General features: G+C 66.2%; 15 protein-coding genes. 8 read left to right on the top strand and 7 right to left on the bottom strand.

Translation table 11 applies throughout. The features are described 5' to 3' along the window. Positions 1-11 precede the first annotated feature (11 nt). The 3 genes from rbfA to typA are packed head-to-tail and all read left to right on the top strand — an operon-like array spanning position 12 to position 3,177. On the top strand, positions 12-383 hold the full coding sequence (gene rbfA, locus ACQY8B_RS11570; RefSeq protein WP_081270552.1) for a 30S ribosome-binding factor RbfA: 372 nt from the start codon (positions 12-14) through the stop codon (positions 381-383). 2 nt (positions 384-385) lie between these two features. Further along, positions 386-1,342, top strand: coding sequence for a tRNA pseudouridine(55) synthase TruB (gene truB / locus ACQY8B_RS11565; RefSeq protein WP_422086845.1), 957 nt, complete (start codon positions 386-388; stop codon positions 1,340-1,342). After that, on the top strand, positions 1,339-3,177 hold the full coding sequence (typA, locus tag ACQY8B_RS11560; protein ID WP_422086844.1) for a translational GTPase TypA: 1,839 nt from the start codon (positions 1,339-1,341) through the stop codon (positions 3,175-3,177). Before truB ends, typA begins: the two co-directional genes overlap by 4 nt. A gap of 124 nt (positions 3,178-3,301) precedes the next feature. Here typA and ACQY8B_RS11555 read toward each other — a convergent pair whose 3' ends face one another. The 6 genes from ACQY8B_RS11555 to smpB form a co-directional block, all read right to left on the bottom strand. Continuing rightward, positions 3,302-4,774 carry a hypothetical protein gene (locus ACQY8B_RS11555; protein ID WP_422086843.1) on the bottom strand — a complete coding sequence of 491 codons (1,473 nt, stop codon included), beginning with the start codon at positions 4,772-4,774 and terminating at the stop codon, positions 3,302-3,304. Positions 4,775-4,876: 102 nt separating this feature from the next. Beyond that, the gene (locus ACQY8B_RS11550) at positions 4,877-5,263 is read right to left on the bottom strand and encodes an ATP-binding protein (RefSeq protein WP_422086842.1); all 387 of its coding nucleotides are present in this window, start codon (positions 5,261-5,263) and stop codon (positions 4,877-4,879) included. Between the two features lie 88 nt (positions 5,264-5,351). Next, positions 5,352-6,179, bottom strand: coding sequence for an anti-sigma factor family protein (locus ACQY8B_RS11545; RefSeq protein WP_422086841.1), 828 nt, complete (start codon positions 6,177-6,179; stop codon positions 5,352-5,354). A 13-nt stretch (positions 6,180-6,192) separates the two neighbouring features. Then, the gene (locus ACQY8B_RS11540; RefSeq protein ID WP_422086840.1) at positions 6,193-6,708 is read right to left on the bottom strand and encodes an RNA polymerase sigma factor; all 516 of its coding nucleotides are present in this window, start codon (positions 6,706-6,708) and stop codon (positions 6,193-6,195) included. Positions 6,709-6,722: 14 nt separating this feature from the next. Next, positions 6,723-7,103, bottom strand: coding sequence for a hypothetical protein (locus ACQY8B_RS11535; protein WP_422086839.1), 381 nt, complete (start codon positions 7,101-7,103; stop codon positions 6,723-6,725). A 99-nt stretch (positions 7,104-7,202) separates the two neighbouring features. Further along, a complete protein-coding gene (gene smpB, locus ACQY8B_RS11530; RefSeq protein WP_422086838.1) occupies positions 7,203-7,679 on the bottom strand; it encodes an SsrA-binding protein SmpB in 477 nt (158 codons plus the stop codon). Between the two features lie 63 nt (positions 7,680-7,742). Here smpB and ACQY8B_RS11525 point away from each other — a divergent pair, with 63 nt between their 5' ends. Both ACQY8B_RS11525 and ACQY8B_RS11520 read left to right on the top strand, forming a co-directional pair. After that, a complete protein-coding gene (locus tag ACQY8B_RS11525; RefSeq protein ID WP_422086837.1) occupies positions 7,743-8,189 on the top strand; it encodes a type II toxin-antitoxin system RatA family toxin in 447 nt (148 codons plus the stop codon). Further along, complete coding sequence (locus ACQY8B_RS11520) at positions 8,189-8,524, top strand: RnfH family protein (protein ID WP_422086836.1); 336 nt, start codon at positions 8,189-8,191, stop codon at positions 8,522-8,524. The genes ACQY8B_RS11525 and ACQY8B_RS11520 overlap by 1 nt, the downstream gene beginning before the upstream one ends. A gap of 19 nt (positions 8,525-8,543) precedes the next feature. On the opposite strand, the gene ACQY8B_RS11515 is transcribed toward ACQY8B_RS11520, so the two are convergent. Then, positions 8,544-9,077: a DUF4124 domain-containing protein gene (locus tag ACQY8B_RS11515; RefSeq protein ID WP_422086835.1), complete on the bottom strand. Its 534-nt coding sequence runs from the start codon at positions 9,075-9,077 to the stop codon at positions 8,544-8,546. Between the two features lie 128 nt (positions 9,078-9,205). On the opposite strand from ACQY8B_RS11515, the gene guaB reads away from it, so the two are divergent. The 3 genes from guaB (at position 9,206) to ACQY8B_RS11500 (ending at position 11,432) form a co-directional block, all read left to right on the top strand. Then, on the top strand, positions 9,206-10,675 hold the full coding sequence (guaB, locus tag ACQY8B_RS11510) for an IMP dehydrogenase (RefSeq protein ID WP_422086834.1): 1,470 nt from the start codon (positions 9,206-9,208) through the stop codon (positions 10,673-10,675). 77 nt (positions 10,676-10,752) lie between these two features. Beyond that, on the top strand, positions 10,753-11,001 hold the full coding sequence (locus tag ACQY8B_RS11505; RefSeq protein WP_409195426.1) for a type II toxin-antitoxin system Phd/YefM family antitoxin: 249 nt from the start codon (positions 10,753-10,755) through the stop codon (positions 10,999-11,001). Then, positions 10,998-11,432: a type II toxin-antitoxin system VapC family toxin gene (locus ACQY8B_RS11500; RefSeq protein WP_172839940.1), complete on the top strand. Its 435-nt coding sequence runs from the start codon at positions 10,998-11,000 to the stop codon at positions 11,430-11,432. The genes ACQY8B_RS11505 and ACQY8B_RS11500 overlap by 4 nt, the downstream gene beginning before the upstream one ends. The last annotated feature ends 2 nt before the right edge of the window (positions 11,433-11,434 follow it).

The following is an 11,434-nucleotide window of genomic DNA, read 5'->3' as shown; positions in this document are numbered from 1 at the left end:
CGAAAGAGTCCATGCCGAAAAGAAAAGCCGCCGCCCCCAACCGCGCGTTCAAGGTCGCCGACCAGATCCAGCGGGATCTGACGGAATTGATCGCGCGCGAGTTGAAGGACCCGCGCGTGGGCATGGTCACGATCCAGGCTGTCGAGGTGACGCCCGACTATGCGCATGCGAAGGTCTTCTTCAGCATGCTCACGGGCGACGTGACCGAGACCACCGAAGCGTTGAACCAGGCCGCGGGCTTCCTGCGCAACGGCCTGTTCAAGCGCCTGCATATCCATACCGTGCCTACGCTGCACTTCCTGTTCGACCGCACCACCGAGCGTGCGGCCGACATGAACGCGCTCATCGCGCAAGCCGTCGCTTCGCGCTCGAAAGACGACTAGCCATGAACGCGCCACGCACACGGGTGCAGCGGCGCCCTGTGCATGGGGTGTTGTTGCTCGACAAGCCGCTGGGACTCTCCAGCAACCAGGCCTTGCAGAAGGCCAAGTGGTTGCTGCGCGCGGAAAAGGCGGGCCACACCGGCACGCTCGATCCGCTCGCGACGGGCGTCCTGCCGCTGTGCTTTGGCGCGGCCACCAAATTCAGCCAGCTCCACCTGGATGCTGACAAGACCTACGAGGCCACGGCCCGCCTGGGCGTGAAAACCGCCACCGGCGACGCCGAGGGCGAGGTCATCGCCGAGCGGCCCGTGCACGTCACGCCGGAAGACCTGGCGCGCGTCGAGGCGCAATTCACCGGCCCGATCCGGCAGGTGCCGCCGATGCACAGCGCGCTCAAGAAAGACGGCAAGGCGCTGTACGAATACGCCCGCGAAGGCGTCGAAGTCGAGCGGGCGCCGCGCGACGTGGTGATCCACAGGCTCGCGATCGGCGCGGTGGGCGACAACGTCATCCGCATCCGTGCCACCGTCAGCAAGGGCACCTACATCCGCACCCTCGGCGAGGACATCGGCGAGGCGCTGGGTTGCGGCGCGCACCTGACGTCGCTGCGCCGTATCGCCACCGGCGATTTCGTCGAGGCGCAGTGCGTCACGCTCGAGGCGCTGGAGTCCATGGACGAAGACGAGCGGCTTGCGCGGCTGCTGCCCGCCGAGGCGCTGGTGGACGGCCACAGCCGCGTCACGCTTGGCGCGGAAGATGCTGCACGCTTTCTTTCGGGCCTGCGCCGCCGTGGCAGCTGGGCCGACGCCGGCGAGGTGGCCGTTTTCGGCGCCGAGCCTGCCGCCTTTCTCGGGACGGCCCACGTCACCGGTGGCGAACTGATTCCGGGGCGCTTGCTGAACCCCATCGAAATCCAGCAAATTCTTTTGAACGCACAACAGACCGAAGCGACACCATGAGTACCAAGCAAATTCGCAATATCGCCATCATTGCCCACGTGGACCATGGCAAGACCACCATGGTCGACCAGCTGCTGCGCCAGTCGGGCACCTTCGCCGAGCACGAGAAAGTGGTCGACACGGTGATGGACAACAACGCGATCGAAAAAGAGCGCGGCATCACCATCCTGGCCAAGAACTGCGCCGTGACCTGGCAAGGCACGCACATCAACATCGTCGACACCCCGGGCCACGCGGACTTCGGCGGTGAAGTGGAGCGCGCGCTGTCGATGGTCGACGGCGTGGTGCTGCTGATCGACGCCCAGGAAGGCCCGATGCCGCAGACGCGCTTCGTGACCAAGAAGGCACTGGCCCTCGGCCTGAAGCCCATCCTGGTGGTGAACAAGGTCGACAAGCCCGGCGCCAACCCCGACAAGGTGGTCAACGCCGCCTTCGACCTGTTCGACAAGCTCGGCGCGACCGACGAACAGCTCGACTTCCCGGTGGTTTACGCCTCGGGCATCAACGGCTGGTCGTCGCTCGAAGAGGGTGCGCCCGGCGAGCAGTGGGGCCCCGACATGTCGGCCCTGTTCGACACCATCCTGAAGCACGTGCCGTCGCAAAAGGGTGACCCCGCCGCGCCGCTGCAGCTGCAGATCTCGGCACTCGACTTCTCGACCTTCGTCGGCCGCATCGGCGTGGGCCGCATCAGCCAGGGCACGCTCAAGCCCATGACGGACGTCGTGGTCATGGAAGGTCCGGACGGCAAGTCGGTCAAGGGCCGCATCAACCAGGTGCTGACGTTCCAGGGCCTGGACCGCGTGCAGGCCACGGAGGCCGGCCCCGGCGAAATCGTGCTGATCAACGGCATTGCGGACATCGGCATTGGCGTGACCATCACCGATCCGGCCAATCCCGCACCGCTGCCCATGCTGAAGGTCGACGAGCCCACGCTGACGATGAACTTCTGCGTGAACACCAGCCCGCTGGCCGGCCGCGAAGGCAAGTTCGTCACCAGCCGCCAGATCTGGGACCGCCTGCAAAAGGAACTGCAGCACAACGTGGCCCTGCGAGTGAACGAGACCGACGAAGAAGGCGTGTTCGAAGTGATGGGCCGCGGCGAACTGCACCTGACCATCCTGCTGGAAAACATGCGCCGCGAAGGCTACGAGATGGCCGTGTCGAAGCCGCGCGTGGTGTTCCGCACCATCGACGGAGAGAAGCACGAACCGATCGAGCTGGTCACGGCCGACATCGAAGAGCAGCATCAGGGCGGCGTGATGCAGGCACTGGGCGAGCGCAAGGGCGAACTCGTCAACATGGAACCGGACGGCCGCGGCCGCGTGCGCCTGGAGTACCGCATTCCGGCGCGTGGCCTGATCGGCTTCACCAACGAATTCCTGAACCTGACGCGCGGCTCCGGCCTCATCAGCAACATCTTCGACAGCTACGAGCCGCACAAGGGCGACATCGGCGGCCGCAAGAACGGCGTGCTGATCTCGATGGACGACGGTGAAATCTTCACCTACGCACTGGGCAAGCTGGACGACCGCGGCCGCATGTTCGTGCGCGCCAACGACCCGGTGTACGAAGGCATGATCGTCGGCATCCACAGCCGCGACAACGATCTGGTGGTGAACGCCACGCGTACCAAGCAGCTGACCAACTTCCGCGTGAGCGGCAAGGAAGACGCGATCAAGATCACGCCCCCGATCGAACTCACGCTCGAATACGGCGTGGAATTCATCGAGGACGACGAACTGGTCGAAATCACGCCCAAGAGCGTTCGCCTGCGCAAGCGTTTCCTGAAGGAACACGAGCGCAAGCGCGCCGGCCGCGACACGTCGCAGGGCTGATCGCCTTTGCCTTGCCGTGCGTCCTGGCGCACGGCAATGCATGACTCCCAAAGTCACCATCCGGTGCGGCTTCTTCGTGAAGCCGTCACCGCTGGTGATTTTTGCCGTCTGGGGCCCGTGCCTCTCAGCGTGATGGCTTGGGCGGGGCCGGGAACGCGGGCATGGCGATATCGGTGGCGCCGATCTTGCGCATGCGAGCCTCGACCACCTTGCGCATGAAGGTCTGCATGAAATCGTCGCCCATGCGCCAAGTGCCGTTGTCCTGCACGAAGGTGAATTCGCCCGTCAGCGGCAGCGACGTGCCGCCGTTGCCGCTAAGGGCGCCCAGCAGGCGGTCGTTGTATTCGACAACCAGCGGGCACGCCTGCCGACCCGCGCCGCCATCGAGCGCCCGGCAGGGCCCCGTGGGCTCGATGTCGGCGATTTCGCGCGTGCGGTCCGGGTCGAGGTCCGGCAGCCCCGAGGCGGCGCGCTCCTGGGCACGCATGCGTGCCAGCGCGCCGGACTGTGAACGCGCAGACAGCGATTCGGCGCCTTCGCGGAAAGCCTTTTCCATCGCCTCGCGCCCAAGGGGTTCGGCGTTGAAAAGCGGCTTGCCGCTCGCGTCCAGGTGGCCGAAGCGTGCCTCGACGATGTCCGCGTCCGCGCCGCGCACCACCATTTCGTCGCTTTTGGGCGAAGTCGCGCCGATGGTGAAGGCCATCGTGTCCTTGTCGTCGCCCTGGGTCAGGGTCGCGATGCAGCCGCGCACGCGCTGGTCTTTGCGGTAGCCGACTTCGCGGATGCCGCCGAGCAAGGGCGTGTGGATGTCGGCGCGTTTCTCGGCATCGAAGGTGCGCATGCGCACGTCCATGGTCACGCGGAACATCATGTTGTTCAGCGTCTTGCGCGTGGAGCTGGCGTCGCAGGCGGGCACGCTGTCGGGTGCGAACAGATACCAGCCCAGGCCGCCGCCGATCACGAGAACCGTGAGGATGAATTTCCATGCGCCGATGCGGCCTTGGCGCTGCGAGCGCGATTTCCATTCCGCGATGGTCCGGTCTTCGGCCTCGATCAATGCCTGGGCCTCGGCGACGATGCGGGAGCGTTCGGCCGCCATTGCAAAGGCGGGTTCGGCGGCAACCTGTGCGCGGGTGGCGTCGAAGCGCTCCCGCTCGAGCGGGCCGTCCGTCACCAGCCAGGCGAGCGTGGCGCCCAGCGCGGCGGGAACACTGCCCGCGACCGGCGTTTCTTGCAGTGCCATGTCGCGCGTTTCCGCGTCGATCAGGCCGTCGCGGTAGAGCGCCTGGACCGCCTCGTGCGTGATTCCGCGCCCGGCGCATTCCATGAGGTCGTCCGCGTCGATGGCGGTGTCGGCCGCGTCGTCCGCGTTCGGGTCCGGGGGCGTTGCGGCTTCGATCCGGTCGAGCGCCGCATTCTGTTCTTCTTCGGTGACGAGGCCTTTCACGCGCATCCAGGCGAGCGCGTGGCCCGGGCTCGGAAGCGGGGGGAGGGTAGGGGTCTCGGGGTGGGCGAGCACTGCGTCGTGCTGCGAGTCGGTGATGAGGCCCTGGCTCAGCAGGGCAAGGAACGCGTCCGGATTGGCGTCAGAAATCATGCGGGGATTCTGCCGTGGGTGCCCAGGGCCTTCGCGTCGGCCGAAACGGACAAAAAAACGCCGGCGGGTGCCGGCGTTGTCTTGCGTCAGGTCCCGATGGAATCAGGGACGGGCGACTTTCCATGCGCCGTTGAGGACGCCGTCACCGGTCTTGTCGCCAGGCTTGGCGTCCTTCGACCAGTAGTACAGCGGCCAGCCCTTGTAGGCCCATTGGCGCTTGCCGTCTTCGCGAATGATGATGGTGTAGCCGCCCATGGGCTTGGCGGTTTCGGCCACGCCGAGCGCGGGCCAGTTGGTGGCGCACTGGGCGTTGCAGGCGGAGGTGCCGGCGCCGGCCGTGTCCTTGGCGAAGGTGTACAGCGTCATGCCGTTCGGGCCGACCAGGATGCCGTCGGCGGTGCGGGTGGGCGTGTCGGGGGCGGCCGGGGACATGCTGCCGCAGCCGGCAAGCAGTGCCGCTGCGAGGATCGAGGCGCTGAGCAATTTCATGCAGTTTCTCCTTCAGTTGATGAATCGCGAAAACAAGGCCGGGGTGACTGGCCGGGGTGGTTGCGCGAGCCGGCAGTTTATGCGCTGATCAAGACAGATCGCGGTAGGCCAGCGTCGCGAGTTTGAGCAAAAGGTCATGCGGCAGCTTGCCGGCAATGGCGTAGCCGAAGCCCTGGTCGACCCAGTAGAAGCTGGGGACGGGGCCTTCGGAGGCGAAGCGGAAGGCAGTCTCACGGGCAGCGATGGCACCGGCGGCATTGGCGTCGAGGGTGCCGACGTAGAGCGTCACGCGCTCGCCGGCGGCATCTTCGAACATGAACTGGGCGCGCGCGCCGGTTTCCCCGGGCAGCAGGCGGCCGCCGACCAGGGTGTAGCCCTGGGCGGAGAAATCGGGCACCTTCAGCGGCCGGTCGAGGCGTTTCGACAGCCATTGCACCAGGTGCTGCTGCTCGGCGGCAGTCACTTCGACCGGATGTCTTTTCTCGGGTGTGTAGACGGCATGCGCGATCGATGCGTCATGCACGAACTCTCTCAGCGCCGCGGCGCGCGCCAGTTGCTGCTGCTGCGCGCCGCCGCGCGGCGCGGACCATTGGGCATTGCCCAGCCAGCCGGCTGCAAAGGCCAACAGCAGGCCGGCCGCCATGCCGCCCAGGCGCATCCATGCGCCGCGTTGCGCGTGGCGGGGCTGGTTGCGGTCAAGCGCGCCCATCAGCGCTTCTGGAACCGGGGCATCGAGCAGCTCGCCGTGCAGCCGGCGCAGGGCGTCGCGCTGCGTGTGCCAGGACGCGATCCTGGCAGCCACGGCGGGGTCGCGGGCGATGGCGTCTTCGACTGCGCCATGACGGTCCGGGGCCAACTGGCCGTCGACCCAGGCGTGCAGTTCGTCGTCGGTGGGGGGCGGGACGGGGCGATTCATGGTGCGGCGGGTTTCATTTGAGGCGGCGCAGGCCGGGGCGGACCGGCGCCGAGGTGCCGTCCATCAACTCCTGGAGCCGCACGCGGGCGCGCGACAGGCGCGACATCACGGTGCCGGCGGGAATGCCCAGCACCTTGGCCACTTCGGCATACGACAGGTCTTCGAGCGTCACGAGCAGCAGCACTGCGCGCTGCTCCTCGGGCAACTGCATCAGGCAGCGTTGCAGGTCGAGGCTGGTGTCCTGGCCGCGCCCGGGGTCGATGCCGCCGTGCAGTTCGTGCGGCAGGTCGTCGATGGGCACCACAGCGTGCGGCGGCGGCGTGCGCCGCACCTGGCTTGCGAAGATGTTGTGCATGACGGTGAAGAGCCACGCCCGCAGGTCGCTGCCCACCGTCCACAGCCGCCACTTGCCGCAGGCGCGCTCCAGCGTGTCCTGCACCAGATCGTCGGCCGCCCACGCATTGCCGGTGAGCGCCCGGGCGTAGCGGCGCAGGCTCGGGATGTGCTCGACCAGCAGGCGGGCGTCCATGGGGATTCAGTGTGTCAGGGCTTGGCGGTCTTCCAGGTGCCGTTGACGCCGTCGCCGGTCTTGTCGCCCGGCTTGGTGTCCTTGGCCCAGTAGTACAGCGGCCAGCCCTTGGCTGCCCATTGCTTCTTGCCGTCGTCGCGCGTGACGACGGTGAAGTCGCCGGCGGGCTTGTCGCTCTCGGCGGCCATGAATGGTGGCCAGTTGGTGGCGCAGGCGCCGTTGCACACCGACTTGCCGTTGCCGGCCGTGTCCTTGTCGAAGGTGTACAGCGTCATGCCGTTGGGGCCGACCAGCGCGCCGTCTGCGGGCTTGGGCTGGGCGAGGGCCGGCAGGGCGAGCACGCCGCTCAGCAGGATGGCGGCAAGGCCGGCGGAAGAGGCACGAAAAGGCGACATGAAAGGGCTCCTGGGGTGGTGGGCTTGCCACCGGCGATCCGATGACAACCGCACAAACGCCCGCAGCCCGCGTTTTATTCCATCGCGTGCAAAAAAGATTCAGCGGTTGCGGCTCTTCATGGCGCGTTCGACCTCGCGCTTGCCTTCGCGGTCCTTGATGGTGTCGCGCTTGTCGTGCTCGGCCTTGCCCTTGGCCAGCGCGATTTCGCACTTCACCTTGCCGGCCTTCCAGTGCAGGTTCAGAGGCACCAGCGTGTAGCCCTTTTGCTCGACCTTGCCGATCAGGCGGCGGATCTCGTCCTTCTTCAGCAGCAGCTTCTTGGTGCGGACCGAATCGGGGTTGACGTGGGTCGACGCACTCTTGAGCGGGTTGATCTGGCAGCCGACGACGAACAGTTCGCCATTGCGGATCACGACGTAGCCGTCGGTGAGCTGCACCTTGCCTTCGCGCAGCGATTTGACTTCCCAGCCTTCGAGGACCATGCCGGCCTCGAAGCGCTCTTCGAAGAAATAGTTGTACGAGGCCTTCTTGTTGTCGGCGATTCGGGAGGAGGTATCTTGTTTCTTTGTGGCCATGACTCGGGAATGTTGGGGCTGCATGGCTTCAATACAATCCATCGCGCACGCTGTGCCGATTCTATGAAAACAGTCAACAAGTCCGTCCTCATCTGGTACAGCGCCGAAGAGATGTATGCGCTCGTCACCGATGTGGCCAAGTATCCGCAGTTTCTTCCCTGGTGCGACAAGTCGCGAGTCATCGAGCAGGACGAGGCCGGCATGACCGCCGAAGTCGGCCTGGCCTTTGCCGGACTGCACCAGAGTTTCACCACCCGCAACACGCATGTGCCGGGGCGCGAAGTCCAGCTCAAGCTGGTCGACGGGCCCTTCTCCAACCTCGATGGCAAGTGGAAATTCGTGCCCGTGGGCGAAGAGGGCGAGCGCGCCTGCCGCGTCGAACTGCACCTGAGCTACGGCTTCAGCAACTTCGCATTGCAGGCGCTGGTGGGGCCGGTGTTCGACACCATCGCATCGAGCCTGGTGGAGGCTTTCGTCAAGCGCGCCGAGCAGGTCTACGGCAGCGCCTGATGATCGAGGTCACGCTGAGCTGTTCGCCCGCTGCGCGCGAGGTGTTCGAGCAGGTGCTGCAGCTCGCGTCCGGCGCCACACTGGTCGAAGCGGTGAAGGCGAGCGGCCTTTCCGCGCGCTTTCCCGACCTGGACTGGCGCCATTCCATGACGCCGGGCATCTGGGGCCGCGTGGTCGAGTGGGAGCAGGCACTGAAAGACGGCGACCGCATCGAGCTGTGCCGGCCCCTGTCGGTCGATCCCAAGGTGGCGCGGCGGGAGCGTTTTCAGCGCCAGGGCTCGAAGGGCACCGGCCTTTTTGCAAACCGCCGCAAGGGCGGCAAGGCCGGCTACTGAAGCCGGCGGGGCCGGCGCCTTACTTGCAGTCGGAGTCGATCACCGATTGCACGCGCTTCTGCTCGGCGGCACGCGCCGTGTCATCCATGATTTCGCGCTCGCCCTGCGCATTGACCCGCGCAATGCGCATGCCGCTGTCGACCGTGGCCTTGGCCTGACGGGCACGGGTGCAGTTCTCGGCCTTGGCCTGGGCTACCTTGGCGGCTTCCGCAGTCTGCTTGGCCTTGGCGTCGGCCTCGGCTTTCTTGGTCTTTTCCTCGAGTTCCTTGTCGACACCGGTCGGCTTGGGGGCGGCTGCGGCCTTTGCGGGAGTGCCCGCAGCGGCGTCGGCCGCGCCTTCGGCCGGCGGTGCGTCTACGTTCGGGTTTGCCGTGGAGCGCGCCCCGGGCTGGGGGCCGACGCGGCGCAGGATGTTCTTCTCGGGCACGTCCGGCGGAGGCGCCTGGTCGCTGAAGACCTTCTTGCCGTTCTTGTCGATCCATTGCCACTGCGCGCTTGCAGACAGCGGCATCGCAACGACACATCCCAATAGGAGCCAGTGCACGAATTTCATCCCTGAAGTTTAGCCTTGCCTTACTTTTTGCAACATCCGGATTGGGTGGTTTTGCAACGTTTGTCAAATGCCTGCGCCAGCAAACCCCTCGAGGGCCTCGTTACAATCCGTCTTTTGGAGCTTCACCCATGCGCCTTCTCGGCAAAGCGCTCACCTTCGACGACGTGTTGTTGGTGCCAGCGTTCTCCCAGGTCCTGCCCAAGGACACCTCCCTCGCCACCAAACTCTCCCGCAACATCACGCTGAACCTGCCGCTCGTCTCGGCGGCCATGGACACCGTGACTGAAGCCCGCCTTGCGATTGCCATCGCGCAGGAGGGCGGCATGGGGATCGTGCACAAGAACCTCACCGCGCAGCAGCAGGCCGCGGAAGTGGCCCGCGTGAAGCGATACGAATCGGGCGTGCTGCGCGACCCGGTCGTGATCACCCCGACGCATTCGGTGCGCCAGGTGATGGCGCTTTCCGACCAGCTCGGCATCTCGGGCTTCCCGGTGGTGGACGCCGGCAAGGTGGTCGGTATCGTCACGGGGCGCGACCTGCGCTTCGAAAACCGCTACGACGTGCCCGTCAGCGAAATCATGACGCGGCGCGAGAAGCTCATTACCGTGCCCGACGGCACCACGCTGGCCGAAGCCAAGGCACTGCTCAACAAGTACAAGCTCGAGCGCCTGCTGGTCATCAACGGCGACTGGGAGCTCAAGGGCCTGATCACAGTCAAGGACATCACCAAGCAGACCAGCTTCCCCAACGCCGCACGCGACGCCAACGGCCGCCTGCGCGTGGGGGCCGCAGTCGGCGTGGGCGACGGCACCGAGGAACGCGTCGAGGCTCTGGTGAAGGCCGGCGTAGATGCCATCGTGGTCGACACCGCACACGGCCACAGCGCCGGCGTGATCGAGCGTGTGCGCTGGGTCAAGAAGAACTATCCGCAGGTCGACGTCATCGGCGGCAACATCGCCACCGGCGACGCCGCGCGTGCGCTGGCAGACGTCGGCGCCGACGCGGTCAAGGTCGGCATCGGCCCTGGCTCCATCTGCACCACCCGCATCGTGGCCGGCGTGGGCGTGCCGCAGATCATGGCGGTCGACAGCGTGGCCACCGCGCTGCAGGGCACTGGCATTCCGCTGATTTCCGACGGCGGCGTGCGCTACTCGGGCGACATCGCCAAGGCCATCGCGGCCGGCGCCAGCACCGTGATGATGGGCAGCATGTTCGCCGGCACCGAAGAGGCGCCGGGCGAAATCGTGCTGTACCAGGGTCGCAGCTACAAGAGTTATCGCGGCATGGGCTCCATCGGCGCGATGCAGCAGGGCAGTGCCGACCGGTACTTCCAGGAATCGACCACCGGCAACCCCAACACCGACAAGCTGGTGCCCGAAGGCATCGAAGGCCGCGTGCCCTACAAGGGCTCAATCGTCTCCATCGTCTACCAGATGGCCGGCGGCGTGCGCGCCAGCATGGGCTACTGCGGCTGCGCGACCATCGAGGACATGCAGAACAAGGCCGAGTTCGTCGAGATCACCACGGCCGGCATTCGTGAGAGCCACGTCCACGACGTGCAGATCACCAAGGAAGCGCCGAACTACCGCGCTGAATAAGTGCATTCTGGCCAGACCTTGAAAGTCAGGCCACATCGGGTTTAGAATTTGGGCCAGATTTAAAACTTCTGGCCCAAATGCAATCCATCGGTATCGCTGAAGCCAAGAACAACTTCTCGGCCCTGATCGACTCGGTCGAAAAGGGCGAGGAGGTTCGCATCACCCGCCACGGCAAGGAAGTCGTGCGCATGCTGCCGGTGCGCCGCAAGCCGGTCATCACCGACGAGCAGATCCAGCGCGAACTCGGCCAGATCGACGCGCTGCATGCCACCATCCAGCCCGGCCCGTCGCCGAGCGCCTTGCGGGCCGAAGGGCGCCAGCCATGACCGCATTCGTCATGGACGCCTCGGTCACCGCCGCCTGGCTGCTGCCCGACCACGCCACCGAACACACCCGCAAGCTCTACGCCGCCATTCGCCGCGACGAGGTCGAGCCGCAGGCGCCCAATGTGTGGCAATGGGAGTGCGCCAACATCCTGGCCAACGGCGTGCGAAGCGGCCGCATTCCCTCGTCCGCGGTCGAGGGGCTGTGGAGCGTGCTCGACGCCATTCGCCACCGCGTCGAACTGCACGAGCTTGCGCCGGCGCAGCACAAGGCCGTGCTCGCCGTGGCCATCGACGCCGGTGTGTCCCAGTACGACGCGGGCTATCTCTGGCTCGCAAAATCGCTCAATCTTCCGCTCGCCACTTTCGACGAGCGCCTCATCCAGGCCGCGCCGCAAGCAGGCGTCAGGCTGTTCGACATTTCAACGCTCTGAGT

Source organism: Variovorax sp. (assembly GCF_965279555.1).
In the GTDB taxonomy this organism is placed as follows: Bacteria; Pseudomonadota; Gammaproteobacteria; order Burkholderiales; family Burkholderiaceae_C; genus Variovorax.
Note: the sequence above shows the minus strand (reverse complement) of the source record. Positions and strands in the feature narration are given on the sequence as shown.

Bases quoted from the DNA above. Each gene is read 5' to 3' on its own strand.
- rbfA (WP_081270552.1), top strand. From the start codon at position 12: ATGCCGAAAAGAAAAGCCGCCGCCCCCAACCGCGCGTTCAAGGTCGCC.
- truB (WP_422086845.1), top strand. From the start codon at position 386: ATGAACGCGCCACGCACACGGGTGCAGCGGCGCCCTGTGCATGGGGTG.
- typA (WP_422086844.1), top strand. From the start codon at position 1,339: ATGAGTACCAAGCAAATTCGCAATATCGCCATCATTGCCCACGTGGAC.
- ACQY8B_RS11555 (WP_422086843.1), bottom strand. From the start codon at position 4,774: ATGATTTCTGACGCCAATCCGGACGCGTTCCTTGCCCTGCTGAGCCAG.
- ACQY8B_RS11550 (WP_422086842.1), bottom strand. From the start codon at position 5,263: ATGAAATTGCTCAGCGCCTCGATCCTCGCAGCGGCACTGCTTGCCGGC.
- ACQY8B_RS11545 (WP_422086841.1), bottom strand. From the start codon at position 6,179: ATGAATCGCCCCGTCCCGCCCCCCACCGACGACGAACTGCACGCCTGG.
- ACQY8B_RS11540 (WP_422086840.1), bottom strand. From the start codon at position 6,708: ATGGACGCCCGCCTGCTGGTCGAGCACATCCCGAGCCTGCGCCGCTAC.
- ACQY8B_RS11535 (WP_422086839.1), bottom strand. From the start codon at position 7,103: ATGTCGCCTTTTCGTGCCTCTTCCGCCGGCCTTGCCGCCATCCTGCTG.
- smpB (WP_422086838.1), bottom strand. From the start codon at position 7,679: ATGGCCACAAAGAAACAAGATACCTCCTCCCGAATCGCCGACAACAAG.
- ACQY8B_RS11525 (WP_422086837.1), top strand. From the start codon at position 7,743: ATGAAAACAGTCAACAAGTCCGTCCTCATCTGGTACAGCGCCGAAGAG.
- ACQY8B_RS11520 (WP_422086836.1), top strand. From the start codon at position 8,189: ATGATCGAGGTCACGCTGAGCTGTTCGCCCGCTGCGCGCGAGGTGTTC.
- ACQY8B_RS11515 (WP_422086835.1), bottom strand. From the start codon at position 9,077: ATGAAATTCGTGCACTGGCTCCTATTGGGATGTGTCGTTGCGATGCCG.
- guaB (WP_422086834.1), top strand. From the start codon at position 9,206: ATGCGCCTTCTCGGCAAAGCGCTCACCTTCGACGACGTGTTGTTGGTG.
- ACQY8B_RS11505 (WP_409195426.1), top strand. From the start codon at position 10,753: ATGCAATCCATCGGTATCGCTGAAGCCAAGAACAACTTCTCGGCCCTG.
- ACQY8B_RS11500 (WP_172839940.1), top strand. From the start codon at position 10,998: ATGACCGCATTCGTCATGGACGCCTCGGTCACCGCCGCCTGGCTGCTG.